The sequence below is a fragment of the Paenarthrobacter sp. CC6 genome (assembly GCF_040560085.1).
Lineage (GTDB): Bacteria > Actinomycetota > Actinomycetes > Actinomycetales > Micrococcaceae > Arthrobacter > Arthrobacter nicotinovorans.
Map to the genome: position 1 here is coordinate 1 of NZ_JARDAN010000012.1, position 12,772 is coordinate 12,772.

At 58.9% G+C, this 12,772-nt stretch carries 13 protein-coding genes; 5 read left to right on the plus strand and 8 right to left on the minus strand.

The features are described from left to right. Positions 1 to 337: 337 nt before the first annotated feature. Positions 338 to 727, plus strand: coding sequence for a four-helix bundle copper-binding protein (locus PV760_RS13825; RefSeq protein ID WP_354628070.1), 390 nt, complete (start codon positions 338 to 340; stop codon positions 725 to 727). Between the two features lie 40 nt (positions 728 to 767). Here the strand turns inward: PV760_RS13825 and PV760_RS13830 are convergent, their stop codons facing one another. Next, positions 768 to 1,352 (minus strand): TetR/AcrR family transcriptional regulator, encoded by a 585-nt coding sequence (locus PV760_RS13830; RefSeq protein WP_354628044.1) that lies wholly within the window; start codon positions 1,350 to 1,352, stop codon positions 768 to 770. A 71-nt stretch (positions 1,353 to 1,423) separates the two neighbouring features. On the opposite strand from PV760_RS13830, the gene PV760_RS13835 reads away from it, so the two are divergent. After that, the gene (locus PV760_RS13835) at positions 1,424 to 1,714 is read left to right on the plus strand and encodes a response regulator transcription factor (protein ID WP_354628045.1); all 291 of its coding nucleotides are present in this window, start codon (positions 1,424 to 1,426) and stop codon (positions 1,712 to 1,714) included. Here PV760_RS13835 and PV760_RS13840 read toward each other — a convergent pair. The 3 genes from PV760_RS13840 to PV760_RS13850 all read right to left on the minus strand — a co-directional run bounded on the left by PV760_RS13840 (position 1,690) and on the right by PV760_RS13850 (position 4,357). Then, the gene (locus tag PV760_RS13840; protein ID WP_354628046.1) at positions 1,690 to 2,859 is read right to left on the minus strand and encodes an ATP-binding protein; all 1,170 of its coding nucleotides are present in this window, start codon (positions 2,857 to 2,859) and stop codon (positions 1,690 to 1,692) included. The two genes, PV760_RS13835 and PV760_RS13840, sit on opposite strands and share 25 nt — an antisense overlap. Before the next feature lie 189 nt (positions 2,860 to 3,048). Then, complete coding sequence (locus PV760_RS13845; RefSeq protein ID WP_354628047.1) at positions 3,049 to 3,291, minus strand: hypothetical protein; 243 nt, start codon at positions 3,289 to 3,291, stop codon at positions 3,049 to 3,051. Positions 3,292 to 4,183: 892 nt separating this feature from the next. Continuing rightward, on the minus strand, positions 4,184 to 4,357 hold the full coding sequence (locus PV760_RS13850; RefSeq protein ID WP_354628048.1) for a hypothetical protein: 174 nt from the start codon (positions 4,355 to 4,357) through the stop codon (positions 4,184 to 4,186). Positions 4,358 to 4,532: 175 nt separating this feature from the next. On the opposite strand from PV760_RS13850, the gene PV760_RS13855 reads away from it, so the two are divergent. Next, positions 4,533 to 5,030, plus strand: a complete 498-nt coding sequence (locus PV760_RS13855) for a hypothetical protein (protein WP_354628049.1) — start codon at positions 4,533 to 4,535, stop codon at positions 5,028 to 5,030. 271 nt (positions 5,031 to 5,301) lie between these two features. On the opposite strand, the gene PV760_RS13860 is transcribed toward PV760_RS13855, so the two are convergent. After that, complete coding sequence (locus tag PV760_RS13860; protein WP_354628050.1) at positions 5,302 to 5,880, minus strand: recombinase family protein; 579 nt, start codon at positions 5,878 to 5,880, stop codon at positions 5,302 to 5,304. A 343-nt stretch (positions 5,881 to 6,223) separates the two neighbouring features. On the opposite strand from PV760_RS13860, the gene PV760_RS13865 reads away from it, so the two are divergent. Both PV760_RS13865 and PV760_RS13870 read left to right on the plus strand, forming a co-directional pair. Further along, entirely contained in the window at positions 6,224 to 7,420 is a 1,197-nt protein-coding gene (locus PV760_RS13865; protein WP_354628051.1) for an ImmA/IrrE family metallo-endopeptidase, read from the plus strand. Further along, positions 7,417 to 7,896, plus strand: coding sequence for a DUF4411 family protein (locus PV760_RS13870; RefSeq protein WP_354628052.1), 480 nt, complete (start codon positions 7,417 to 7,419; stop codon positions 7,894 to 7,896). Before PV760_RS13865 ends, PV760_RS13870 begins: the two co-directional genes overlap by 4 nt. A 711-nt stretch (positions 7,897 to 8,607) precedes the next feature. Here the strand turns inward: PV760_RS13870 and PV760_RS13875 are convergent. The 3 genes from PV760_RS13875 to PV760_RS13885 all read right to left on the minus strand — a co-directional run bounded on the left by PV760_RS13875 (position 8,608) and on the right by PV760_RS13885 (position 12,701). Beyond that, positions 8,608 to 8,733, minus strand: coding sequence for a hypothetical protein (locus tag PV760_RS13875; RefSeq protein WP_279586750.1), 126 nt, complete (start codon positions 8,731 to 8,733; stop codon positions 8,608 to 8,610). A gap of 203 nt (positions 8,734 to 8,936) precedes the next feature. Then, positions 8,937 to 9,707, minus strand: coding sequence for a ParA family protein (locus PV760_RS13880; protein WP_017197898.1), 771 nt, complete (start codon positions 9,705 to 9,707; stop codon positions 8,937 to 8,939). 1,128 nt (positions 9,708 to 10,835) lie between these two features. Continuing rightward, a complete protein-coding gene (locus PV760_RS13885; RefSeq protein WP_493005261.1) occupies positions 10,836 to 12,701 on the minus strand; it encodes a MarR family transcriptional regulator in 1,866 nt (621 codons plus the stop codon). Between the last annotated feature and the right edge of the window lie 71 nt (positions 12,702 to 12,772).

The following is a 12,772-nucleotide window of genomic DNA, read 5'->3' on the forward strand; positions in this document are numbered from 1 at the left end:
TCGGGGCTCAGCGTCGGTCCGCTGCGCACCGGCCCGGACGCCGGCGCCTACACCTACAGCGGCGACTTCCCCGGCTCACGCTCCACCGCCAGCTACCTCGTCGACGTCATCGTCACCATCCCAGCACCAGCCTGACAACGCCGATTTCCTCATCCCCGCTAATACGTGCACCACCCGTCGGTCCCGCTTCCGTTCCTCCGCAGTGGACTGCGACTATCAGAGTCCTGGGGTCTTTTCGGCCGGCCCGTCAGAGGTCTACGGTGGGTTTGACGGCGGGGCGGGGCGGCCGCTTCGTAATCAATGTCAGGAGCAGACTGTGACCGACCACATCAGCGCAATGATTGTTGCCCACCCAAAACCAGCGGCCGTGGTGGATAAAGAGAAGCTGGCCGAATGCATCGCTGCGTGCTCTGAATGCGCCCAGGTATGCGCCTCCTGCGCCGACGCGTGTCTTGGCGAGGATATGGTTGCCGAACTCGCTACATGTATCCGCACGGATCTCGACTGTGCCGACATTTGCGCCGCGACAGGAGCCGTCCTCAGCCGTCAAACCGGCACCAACAAAAACATTCTCGTAGCGGTGCTTGAGGCCTGCAGGACCGCGTGCGGAGTTTGCGCCCGTGAGTGCGAACAGCACGCGCACATGCACGAACACTGCAGGATCTGCGCGGAGGCCTGCCGCCGCTGCGAAGATGCCTGTGACGCGCTTCTGTCCACTCTCACATAAGCGCCAACACCAGGACAGCCCGACCTCCCCTGTCCAGTCCTCAGGTACCGGGGTGCCATGGTTGGGGCCGTAGCCCCGCCATAGTGATTTCGACGAGCCGCAGCGCGGCGTCCGGAGCCAGCCCTGCCGAGGCGCCCAAGGCGTGGAGGCAGTAAACGGCCAAGACCTCGGGGGCAGTGTCGTTGCGGATGGCACCTTCCTCTGCGCCCTCGGCCAGCAGAGACGCCAGGAATGCGTTCAGGTGCCGCTCGGCATCTCCGACGTGGGGCAGAGAGTGCAGCCGTGCTGCTTGTTCTGCGCCGTTTCCGGAGTGGGCGATCCTCGTGTACGTTCGCAGGACCTCTTCCAGCCTATGCCAGGTGTCCCCCGGCATGTTTTCCTGGATGTGCACGAGCTGTTCCAGATGGGCATTGAGGTGGCGCTCGTGCCAAGCGTCCAGAACTGCCTCCACATCGGGAAAATACTTGTACAGCGTCGCCCGTCCAATCCCCGCGTTCTGGGCGATCCGCGACATGGTGACCGAGGATAGGCCATGGCCTGATACCAGCCCGGCGACAGCATCGAGAATAGCTGAACGAACGGCCCCGCGGTGCTCCTCGATGGTGTCGGTCCACAGCTTCGGCATGCCCCGATCCTACGCCTTGTCACTACTTAGACATGCTGCGGCATTCAAGACATACTGTCTCGTAAAGAACATTGCCGGACGGCCACGCGTTCGACATCAGCGTCAACCCGGCACACGCGGCGCAGGGCATCCGGCCCTTGTCCACGGAACCTATCCTGATGATCACCACGTTCGCGGAAACCGGCGACGAACTCGACGGTCTGGTAGCCGGTGCCAGCGCCTACCTGACCAAGCTCTTCCGCCCGGGCCGGCTCAGACCGCCCGTGCAGGAACTACGCCGGCCGTCACAGGCCCCTCTCCCCCGCAGCTTGGCGGTGGCCCGTACGGGTTCCGCTGGCTATTCGTGGAGGCGCTTGACGTAGTCAGCCATGCCCGGCACGGTGAACGCGACAACACCAACAGCTGGTGCAAAGATGATCCCCTTCTCGATCAAGGATGCGCGGGTCATCGTCATGGAGCTTTGCTTCTTCTGCGCCCTTTCAGCAAGTTCGGCAGTGCTGGAGCCTTCGTCGCCATCGAGGGCCATCAGGCGCAGGAAGTCCTTCTCGGCCTTCGAGGCGCGTTTCCAGCGTGAGGGAAAGAATCCTTGGTCCAGTTGTGCACGACCGATTTGCACCGCGATTTTGGCGTCGGTAAGGGTCACAGTCTTCTCCGGCGCAGTTTCCCAGGCGGCATATCCGTATTCCTGCAGGAAGTAGGGATATGCGCCTGAAGCGTCCAGGAGGAGATCTTTGGCTTCCGGAGTGAATGTTGCTCCGAACCGTCCGGCCGGGACGACCAGTGCCGCCTCGGCCGCCGCCCTCGTCAAGGCCCCGATGCTGCGGTAATTGAAAATCCGCTCGGCGTAGGAGCGGGCTTCGCTCAGGACCGACGGCAGATTGGGCAGGCCCGCACCCGCGATGTAGAAAGGCCATTCCCTTTGACCGGCCATGTGCTGAGCGCTGAGGAGCGCCGTAATGAGTCCGTCGTCCAGATCCTGCATTTCATCGATGATGAAGATCAGGCCCGAGCGTTTCTCCGCCAGTGCCAGGCAAAGGTCCTCAATGAGTTCTTCCAGGTCCACTTCAATCGATCCGGAGTCGGCGCGGCCATGATTGAGGTTCACACCGATGTCAATCCCGGTCACACCGAGCTTGGCCGAGAAGGACGCGATGCTGCCGAGTGCTTTCAGAAGCCGCGCACCAGCGCCGCGGCGGTTCAGCTTCCGTCCTGCCTGGAGCAGGTTGCGTGCCAGCTTTGCCCGCACAGCTTCCGGCCCTCCATCGGCGTCTCTGCCTTCGAGGAAGACAACCATGAATTCTGCGCGTTCGGCCTGACGCCGGAACTCGTTTAACAGGACCGTTTTGCCGACACCGCGCAACCCGTGCAGGACGATCCCCCGATCCGGCCGTCGTTGCCGGGTCTTGGCCAGCAACAGGTCAAAGGCATCGATTTCGATCTGCCGACCGACCAGCTCGAACGGTCGCCGACCAGAACCGGGCGAGTACGGATTCAAGGCACTTTCCATATCAAGAACTATAAAGCAATATCAATTTTTTTGGATACCAATATATATTCATGGATACGACGCTACGATTTCGTCACCCGAAGCACCGATTGGAGACATCGCAAAGCCCTTCCTCACGACCAGTTAAGGTTGCCAGGCCCCTAGTTGTGTCGCCCGTGCGGATCAAGTGGGTCGGAGCCCACTGTTTGGTCAGTCGGCAATAGCTTCCACACTGCCGCCGCTAAGCCGGTGGGTTTGGTGCAGTTTTGCGAGTTGCTCTGGGTCGCTGAGCAATTCATCCGGCACGTCCAGAATCTGACTGGTTTGGCCTTCAAGGGGCTGGAGTTCATGCCAGAGCGCTGGGCCTGCCCCGTCCGAGGGCTCCACCAAGCCCGGCGCCGGGCCAATGGCGATGATCTTGCCGCGCCCGTCGCTGATGACGGTACATTTCACGGTGGACCCCCTAGCGCAGTGCTGTAATGAGGAGACGATATCCGCTGCCGTACGAGTTTTCTGCCCGCAGATCAGCGAAGTATGTGAGCCTATCGCGACTCTGGCTGAATCCATTACTGAGCGTCGTCACTCCGCCCGCCGTTACCACGATTGAAGGCGGCATGGCGACAGCCAGGATGGCAGGTCCAAACGCGCGATCTTCCCACCAGAAAGAGTGGCGAACGGTCTCCCCAGGAGCAATGTAATTGCTCAAGACCCCGCCCGGTGGCAGAAACCATTGATTCATAGCGCCATCCTTTGGCCGAGTACTGTTGCGTGGGGCACGGAGGAGTCCTAGTTAGACCTTGGCACTGCGCGCCACAGGTGGCAAGCCCCAAATGCTCATGTCCCGGACCGGCGTCCTGATCGACCGCATGCTCCAACGCACTGGCCGCCGGCGGCGCCAAGAACCCGCCCACCCGGCGGGTGAGGCCGGGTCATGAAACGCCCCGTTTCTGCCTATGGTGTCGAGTCGAGGATTCGGCGAAGCCGTCGTTCGAGTTGGGCCTCCGCAAATTCTCGGGTTGTGCGAAAGCACCGGCACACCTTGCCTCGGCTCAGTGGGGGTATTCCTGTGTCGGCGACTTGGATTCCGAGGTGTTGTGCTTCATGACTCGCTCGGGTGGGGTTGGGTATTGGTCCTGTGCCATTGGACCGCCAGTTACTACCGGAAGCATTGAAGGTTCGGACGGCACTTCAAGCTAAAAATTCTAACTATCACCCCGCAAGGGTTGCGGTGTCCCACTTCCTTGGTTGTGGAACTGTCAAGGATGGGACACGACTCAGCCGGTCAGGTATCAGTTAATGCGGAGAGGCTTGGAGCCGATCTTGGCGCCCTTCGCCCAGCAAGGAATCAAAACCCCCACCGGGCGACCAGCAAGCGCCCAACAAGGGTGCCATCATCCAGCCGTTCGGCCACGATCGACATTTCTGAGTGGGGGCCGCATTCGAGCTCGGCCCTGGCGGACTCCCCCTCAATGTCTTTGGCCTCAAAGTGGCTCAGAAGATCGCTGGTCGCTTTAGACATCACATACCTGCTGCACATGAACCAAGCTGTGCCTTGGCGCTGGGAGGCACAGGACAGACACAGCTTGACCAAAGACCCCGCACACCGAGGGGCCCAAGACTGGGTTTATGGCCCCCAAGGCCAGCCCGGGTACCGCAAACTGCGGCATTCTGGGTTAACTCAGGAGGTATCAAGCATGGCCAAGATCAACAAAGCCACTGCCGGCATCATGCTCGCCGCCGTGGTCGCCGGAGGGGCCGTAGGAGTCGCCTCGCTGCCCGCGATGGCCGCGGACGGGTCGAGCTCATCCAGTTCGGCAACGCCGTCGGCCGGCACCGGAACGACCACCCAGGCAGCCCGAGGCCCGCATCAAGCCAACGGCAAAACAGAAGAAATCCTCACCGGTGATACCGCGACCAAGGTAGAAGCCGCAGTCAAGGCAGCCCAGCCCGGTGCCACAATCGAAAGGATGGAAACCGACGCAGATGGGGCGACGTACGAGGCGCATATCACCAAGGCCGACGGCACGTCTGCCACGGTGCTGCTCGACGCCAACTTCACCGTGACCAGCACCGAAGCAGGTGGTCCTGGCGGCAAGGGCGGCCACAGCCCGGGCGTCAACGACGGAGACGCTGACGACGCCGGCGGAAGCACCACAACGCCGAGCCCCAGCGCATCTGGCTCCACGTCCTAGCAAGCAAGCACAACATCAACTCCAAGCACGACACCCTCGAAGGAAGGGTACGTGGCGCCGTCCTGATCGGACGGCGCCACTACAGTTTAACGAGCAAGCCGCCCCTATGGCCCGATCAGTCGGGTCAAGAGCGACGAGCACCACCCACTCAACACCCTTCTGTCTTGGCCTCTAGCCACCAAGTAACATTTCCGTCCCAGATGTTGTTCCAAATCATCTGCCGTGGGCAGCAGTCACAAAGACAACTTCTGGGACAGGTCACCCCCCTGTCTCAGGAGTCCATGCCGAGATATCGGTAGACGGTGGCCCGGCTGGCTCCGATGATCTTTCCGATGTCCGCCGGCTTCAATCCGCGAGCTTTCAGCTCGTAAGCCCTCTTGACCTTCTCGTGGTCTGTCGTGATTTCCCGGCGGCCTGCTTTGCGTCCGTTTGCAGCTGCCGCCGCCATGCCGGCCTTGGTGCGCTCGGAAAGCTGGTCTCGTTCGAGCTGGGCGAACGCGGAGATGATGGTTACCATTGCCTGGGCCATCGCTCCCCCGACCTCGCTGGCCGGGTCAGTGGCGATGCCATCCCTTAGGGAACGAAACTTTATGCCGCGCACCTTGAAGTCATCCAAGAGCTCGAGCAGGTGGCGGGTGTTGCGTCCCAATCGGTCCAGCTTCCACACCACGACTTCGTCCCCCGGACCGAGACGGTCCAGCATCCGGTCCAACTCTGGACGGCTGACCCTGGTCCCGCTGATCCCCTGGTCTTTATAGATTCGCTCGCACCCAGCCGCTTCTAGTTCGCGGATCTGCAGATCGGTGTTTTGGTCAGCCAGACTGACGCGGGCGTATCCGAGGCGGGCCATCACTTCTCCGTCTTATCAAAGGACCAATATTGATGATTCTGAGAATACCTTAGTGAGACACTTTGTTTGGACAGATGAGGTGTCGGAAATCCGCGAGTTGGAATCGCCGTCCACAGCCAGGTCCTCGGTTCTTATCAAAGGATCCATTGATGAGATACCCAGGGAGCCGGGACATGTTGCAGGGCTCCCCGGTAATCGTGCATTTCATCGTGTTGCTCCTACCTACATGTCATGGCCGCCCCAGCAGGGATCCTGGATGAGGAGTTCGCTGGCACGGTGACGGACTGTCTTACGGGCGCGGCGAGGATGCAGAACGTCATGGGCAGCCCGGTAGGATCCAGATATGGGAAAAGGAGGTACAGCTTTGAAGCCGCGTCGGTTCGCCGTATCTCCCGATGTCCTTATCTGGGCCCGGCAGTCCGCGCGCTTATCCAGTGCTGAGGCCGCTCGACGCATAGGGGTATCTGAGCCACGTGTTGGGCAATGGGAGAGCGGCGAGGTTGAACCGACTATCAACCAGCTCCGCCATGCCGCCGAGGCGTACAGCCGTCCGCTAGCTGCACTGTTCCTTCCAGCTCCGCTCAAGGAAGAGGCTGTTTTCGACTTGCCTGATTTTCGCAGGCCGGAAGCAGAAGGAGAGGAATCGGCTCCGCTCAGGCGAGCAATTCTCCGCGCAAAGAACCAGCAGGAAGCCCTTCAGGACATCCAGGACGAGTTGGGGGATGTAGCAATTCCATCTCTCAGCATTATCGATATTAACCGTATGGATGCTGAGCACGCAGGACAGCAACTGCGTGAAGATCTCGGGTTCGTAGATCTGCCGCCGCGCATATGGTCGCAACCTGAAGAGCTACTGCGAGAGCTTGTGCGCCGCGTCGAAGATCGTGGATACCTAGTCATCCAGGTCCAGCGCGTTCCGATCAGCGAGATGCGAGGATTCTCGATCGCTGCCGAACTAGCGCCGGTAATTGCTATCAACGGCGCTGATTGGCCCCGAGGAAAGGTCTTCACGCTTTTGCACGAGCTTGCTCACCTCGGTCTACGCCATAGCGGACTGTGCGATCTCAGTCGTCAGTCGTCGGTGGCTGAGGAACGATTCTGCGACCAAGTTGCCGCCGCAGCCCTTATGCCCAGCCGTTCCTTTCGTTCGGTAGCCAAAACGCTCGCGATCGATCCAACCTCCTACAACGACCTTCGAGTTCTATCAGACAGATTCGGCTCAAGTGCTGAAGCCGGCCTCATCAGGATGATCCACCTTGGACTGGCGACTTGGGATGATTATTCCCTGCTCCGCGGTGAATTCCGATCGGCGTACGACAGGCACAAGCAGGACGAGAAGGACGCTCGAGTTGGGAAAGATGCACCAATCTACTACCAACTCAAAGTTCGCGACCTCGGCCGCCCCTTCATTGCGTCGATGATTCGTGCACATAACGAAGGCGCACTGAGTTCCAGGGACACTGCACGTCTACTCGACGTCTCGTACGACAAGATCCCAAAGCTCATTGAACGAGTCGCTTCAGCGGAGGTTCTCGCGTGACCGCACTGACCTATTCACTCGACACCAGCGCCCTAATTGATGGTATCGAGCGTTTCTACCCTCGCCGGCATTTTCCACAGTTGTGGGAGCGTATCGACGCTCTGATCGCGGAGGGCCGGCTGCACATCTCCGAGGAGGCATGGGCAGAGGCAATCGCTGTGGATGCTCCTGTTCGTGAATGGTGCGAGGAAGAAGGCATGGGCAGAGAACAAAGTATGTATTTGACCACGGCGGCAGTTGCTGCTGTTGCAGGTCAAATAGGAGCTGATTTCCCGCAGTGGTCGACCCAGGGGGGTAAGAACGGGGCCGATCCGTTCGTCATCGCCGTCGCTGAGGTGGAATCCGGGATTGTGATCTCAGGGGAAACCAACGGGGGTCCCGCTAAGCCGAAAATCCCATATGTTTGCTCCCAGCGCCAAATAGGGCATGGGAAATTCATCGATCTCATTCGCGCCGAGGATTGGATTATTGGCTGAGAACTCGCACCCAGACCAATCTCTCGCGGTCTGAGACATAGACCGGGCGCTTGGACCATCCAAGCCTGTTTGGTGCTGGCCTTTTGGCCGCCTGTTTGGTGCTGGCCTTTTGGCCGCCTGATGGTTGGCCCTACGGGGAGTGATCCTCTTAGGAGCACCTCAGGAAACCGACCACGCTCCGGCTCGGAAGCCCCTCCCCCGCGTTTGCTGAGACACTTCACGGCGGGGCAACTAAACGAGACTCCTCCTGCGCGCGAAATCCACCTCTCTAAGAGTTTTTGACGGCCGCGGCTTCATGAGGCAGCGCTGAGGAGCGCTGTCTCATGAAGTATTAGGATTCAGAGACACGCTGCCCAGCACATAAGGCAACGGGTATCCCCTGCCGTGCAGCCTGTGCGCGAAGGGCTTCCTTAGCATCATGACGGTTGTTGAGGATCTGACCGCCGGGTGGGGCATCTAGAGTCATCTGTGTCGCACGGCCCCGTCCGCTGCATCGTGGATCAGAGGCAAGTCCTGTGCCCCTGGCGTCGTCTGGCCATCAATCCGCTTCTTGCGGCCTACCGTGAACCTCTCCCCATGGCGCGTCTTCTGCATCGAAGCTCACGCAAGCGGTGATTCCCGGCACAATCTGCCGCAGAAATCAGTCTCCAGGTTTGAAGGCGCGAGCTTCACTTCAGATCGCGAAAGAATAATTATGTCCAGATAGATTTATCAGCGCCTGAGTCTCTCCCGTAAGGCCTCGTCCAGAAGATCCGTAATAGTGATTCCGTACTTCATCGCGTACGCATCCAACTCGTCGCGAAGGCTTATCTCAATCTTGGATGAGAAGGGTTCCATCCGGCGCTTTCCTCTCGGCCTTCCCGGCCCAGGACGCTGGGGTTCAAGGTCGGCGGGTGGCGCAGAATCCGTGTGAACCGTGGCGAACTGAGGAGCGTCCTCTTGTTTCGGGGCCTCCATTCGATTTTCCGCGGAAGTCAAAGCATCCACTACATCGGCAGCTGGTGCTTTGCGTATTGACGACTTGCGTTCCAAAGCCATTGCTAGTTCACCTCATCCAGGTATCGCGCATGCGCAACGAATTTTTCAGTCATGATTGCGGCTCCCCTGCCGGAGAGTTTGGTAAGCGGCGAGCGTGTGCTGACAGAGTCCTGCATTGCTGTCCTCAGCGGAAGATGAGGCTCTCTTACTTCGGGCCCGTACGTGCTCTCCAGCTCTCCGATTTGGAAGGAGTGTTCGGATGTAAGAGGTGAGCTCGTCTTATTGATGATGATGCCCAAAAATTCCAGCTGAGGGTTTAGGTGCGGAAGCGATCTAACCTTCTTCACTGTGTCAAGGAACTCTGTTACGCCCTTTACTGAAAAGGCCGCTGGTTCAGTAACCGCAAGTACCCGATCGGCCCAAATCAATCCGTTCAGTGTCAGTCGTCCCAGTGCCGGCGGAAGATCGATGAGGATGTGGTCGTATTGCTCAAGCTCATCTGCGCCCCACGCTGCGGTCTTGAGTCGCATTTCGGGTGTTAGTAGGGCTTCCGACTCAAGTCGCGCAAGAGACTCAGAACTCGGGATCAGGTCGATCCCCGGCCATGTCGTCTGAGTGATGGCTTGGCCAAGGGTTCCCGCTTCTCCCCCATACAACACATCGAAGACGTCGAACTCTCCGGCCCCTTCAAGCGCTTCCGTTACATTGGCTTGTGGGTCGAGGTCGATTATCAACACTCGCTTACCTATTAGGCGCAAACCGGTAGCCAGGCCAAGCGTTACTGAAGTCTTGCCCACACCACCTTTGCGATTGCCTATGGCCGTGACTCTCATCGATATCCTCCGGATTTAGTTAGGTGCCGACGGGGATACGCCCATCGATACATCAGTCCTTCAATCTCGCCATCAATCTATCAGCCAATCTGGCCATCCATCAATATGTCTGGACATCTTTCAATCATTATTGGTATCTATCTTTCAAACCATCTATCATTCTTTCTGTCATGACATAATTATTTATTTGTCGGTGCTAGACTCGCGTCCTATGAGAGATCCGGGGCTCCGGGAGAGCGCGCAGGGCTCCTGAGAGTTGAGAAGGCGTAGCCCCCCCACCAACACTTTCGTGGGGAAGGGGTCGAAACAGATATGGAACCAATAACGGTAATCAATCAATATTTCTGTCATGACATAATTATTTAACTTCTTCTTCCGTCATCGTCAAGGAATGCCTCAAGGCTCCTCTGCTCAACCAGGGGAGCCAGTCGAGCAGCATCACGTAAAGTGGAGAAACGTCAAGATGACCTGACAGATAGGACACTTCATGGAATGGGATCTTGGAGACGGATTCCACCGCGGACGACTTGGGATCCTTCTGAACGATGGCCGGCTGGGTTCGCAACACGAAAATAACGAGGTGATCCGCGTCGAAGGAATCACCGGCAGAAGGAAACGAGACCCGCGGCTGCCTGGCTATGAACTCGTGCCGGAAAGTGAGGCGACTGGCTGGCAAGGTAGCTGCGAGTGTGGTTGGACTGGTAAACAGTGGCAGCGCGTCCAAGGCCCGGGAAAAACCGACATGGCCAGGTACCGAGCAAAAGCACTAATAGGATCCCCAGCTACACCTCCCGTAGCAGTCGAAGAGACGATCCTGAACGAATGGCAAAGGCACGTGAAAGCTTGGGTCCTGCAGATGGCTGCACGCAGTTACGAGCGGGCCGCTCTGCGTCTAAACGAGGCAGTTAGCGCAGCACGTGGCTCGGGACTGACTTGGACCGCCATAGGTGCAGAGACAGGAATGACACGCCAAGCGGCTCATCAGCGTTGGAACCAGCCAGAATAGCCGTCGCTGGAGAGCGAGCGATCTTTCTTGAAACAACCCGCATACTCACATGCCTATACCAGAGGACCCCATTGCTGCCGACGAATTCGATCACGGACGCAGATGCTAGACCTATGCATGGATCACCTCGTCCGGGTGAACGCCATGTCAGCGAGCGACCATTCATCTGGTGGCCCCTCATAGGCTTCCCACGGGTAATCGTCCGTGGGGGAGAGGAGCTCCGCTACTGTGTTCACGTTTCTTGTCAGCCACTCCCGCCACACTATCCGTTCAATGCGGTACTTCTGGAGTTGAGCTGCTACTGCTTCTAGGACACCGAAGCACTCTGCCAGCTCTTGGAGAGAAGTCGCAGCAACAATCCTCCAGGATCGGGCACCGTTCCTGGAGATCATGTTCCAAGCTGCCAGCACCTCAAGGCTTTCGCTCACGGCGGTTCTGGACATTTTTGTCTTAGTGACCAATTCCGTCGTTGTGAGCCCTGGCGTGCTCTCCAGGGCTTCGTAGACAAACGCTGCCGGCAAACCCAGCTCCCTGAACACCGGCCTGAGCGAGTGAATCTTTCCCTTTCGCCAAGTTAGATCCTCGGCCGCTGCGCGGAGTCCTTCGGGGATCGTCAACATATAGAGGTCACCTTTGGTTCCCCGGCCACGTTCTACCAACGTCACCAGCGGGTCATTCTCAGCCCGCAAAGCCCGCAAGTGAGAGCCAACGGTTGTGTGATCCAGCCCTGTCGCCACGGCAATTGACCGGTCACCGAACTCAACAAATCGGGATGCTGTCATATGGGCAGCCGCGCCCAACGCTCTTAGAACCATCCGACGTGCCAGCCCAGTCCGGGAGCTGGCGTATGCAGGCTCCCTCAGGGCCAGGGCGTTTCTCCAGGATCGCAGGTAGCGGTGCTCGCTGCTCGGATCTGGGTTTGAGGTTGTTCCTAGTAGGGGCTGTGTATTTGGCTGGCTTGTGGGGGATTTACGAGCATTGTTATTCCTTGTCCTTGAGCCTTGGTTTTTTCGTAGGTAGTCGATCGCGTTGTTCCAGTCCCGTTTCAGAGACGGGAGCCGATGATGGGAGGCGTAGCGGGTGTAGAACGATGCAAGCCCGGGCCAGACACCCTGGAGGACCCGTCGTTGTACCTCGACAAGTTTCATTCCGGCGGCGGCCGCCGCGGTCAGGACAGCCTGACGGGCTTCCGAGTCCGAGGCGTACCGATTAGCGTCGTACAGGCCCGACAGTGCCATCTGCTGCATTGGCCTGGACATCCGTCCGATCATCTGCGGTACTTCCAGATTTCCGTCCTCCGGGGAAAGCGGCTGTTCCAGCCGCAGCGCCCGAGCACTGGCGATTTCATCGCTCAATTCCTGGCGCATGGAGTCCCAAACCCGAACCGTGTTAGGGCGTCGTGCAACGTCGTACGCCATGCTGAGACTCATGGCGAGTTTTTGGTGGCCACCACGCTTGTGGGGTGATCCTGGTGTGCGCATGCAACCGTGGAGAAGGTTTTGGTGTGGAGACTTATCCAGTGTCCGGTATCGAGTGCCGAGAGCCTCGACAACGTCGCGCGCCTCGGAGAAAGAAACCCTTGTCTCTAGAGGTATGTAAACGTGCCGGCCACCATTGGGGGAGTGATCTTCAATCCACCGGGCCCCACAACTGTGCAGCCACGATTGGAGTGACTTCACGTCCGCTTCCACCCAGTCGATACCCGCAACAGAGGAGTCGAAGTCAAGGAAGATAGCCGAGCAGCTACCGTCCTTCCCGAAGATCCGGACCGCCGCAGGAAAAGTGGGTAGCGTCTCAGTCAACGCGCGTTCGTGCTTTTGGGGATAAGTCTTACCACCGTCACGAGACAGGCGAACACGGGGTTGACCTGCGAGAAGAGGCGCCAGTGAGGCCCATGCCTGGGCAGCATCGGAGGTCTGAGATAGCTCGCGAGACACGCCAACAGCGCTGGCTGCTGGCAGCACGAGAGCGTGCTGTTGTACGATGATTTTGTTCCTGTTCAGGGAATGAGAAATGGCCGATCCTGCCAGATCGGTTCTGCAACACAAATGAAGGCCTG

What these genes read in the sequence shown, in the direction of transcription:
- PV760_RS13865 (WP_354628051.1), top strand. Translation starts at nt 6,224, where the DNA reads ATGGGAAAAGGAGGTACAGCTTTGAAGCCGCGTCGGTTCGCCGTATCT.
- PV760_RS13875 (WP_279586750.1), bottom strand. Translation starts at nt 8,733, where the DNA reads ATGGAACCCTTCTCATCCAAGATTGAGATAAGCCTTCGCGACGAGTTG.
- PV760_RS13860 (WP_354628050.1), bottom strand. Translation starts at nt 5,880, where the DNA reads ATGGCCCGCCTCGGATACGCCCGCGTCAGTCTGGCTGACCAAAACACC.
- PV760_RS13855 (WP_354628049.1), top strand. Translation starts at nt 4,533, where the DNA reads ATGGCCAAGATCAACAAAGCCACTGCCGGCATCATGCTCGCCGCCGTG.
- PV760_RS13825 (WP_354628070.1), top strand. Translation starts at nt 338, where the DNA reads ATGATTGTTGCCCACCCAAAACCAGCGGCCGTGGTGGATAAAGAGAAG.
- PV760_RS13880 (WP_017197898.1), bottom strand. Translation starts at nt 9,707, where the DNA reads ATGAGAGTCACGGCCATAGGCAATCGCAAAGGTGGTGTGGGCAAGACT.
- PV760_RS13830 (WP_354628044.1), bottom strand. Translation starts at nt 1,352, where the DNA reads ATGCCGAAGCTGTGGACCGACACCATCGAGGAGCACCGCGGGGCCGTT.
- PV760_RS13850 (WP_354628048.1), bottom strand. Translation starts at nt 4,357, where the DNA reads ATGTCTAAAGCGACCAGCGATCTTCTGAGCCACTTTGAGGCCAAAGAC.
- PV760_RS13840 (WP_354628046.1), bottom strand. Translation starts at nt 2,859, where the DNA reads ATGGAAAGTGCCTTGAATCCGTACTCGCCCGGTTCTGGTCGGCGACCG.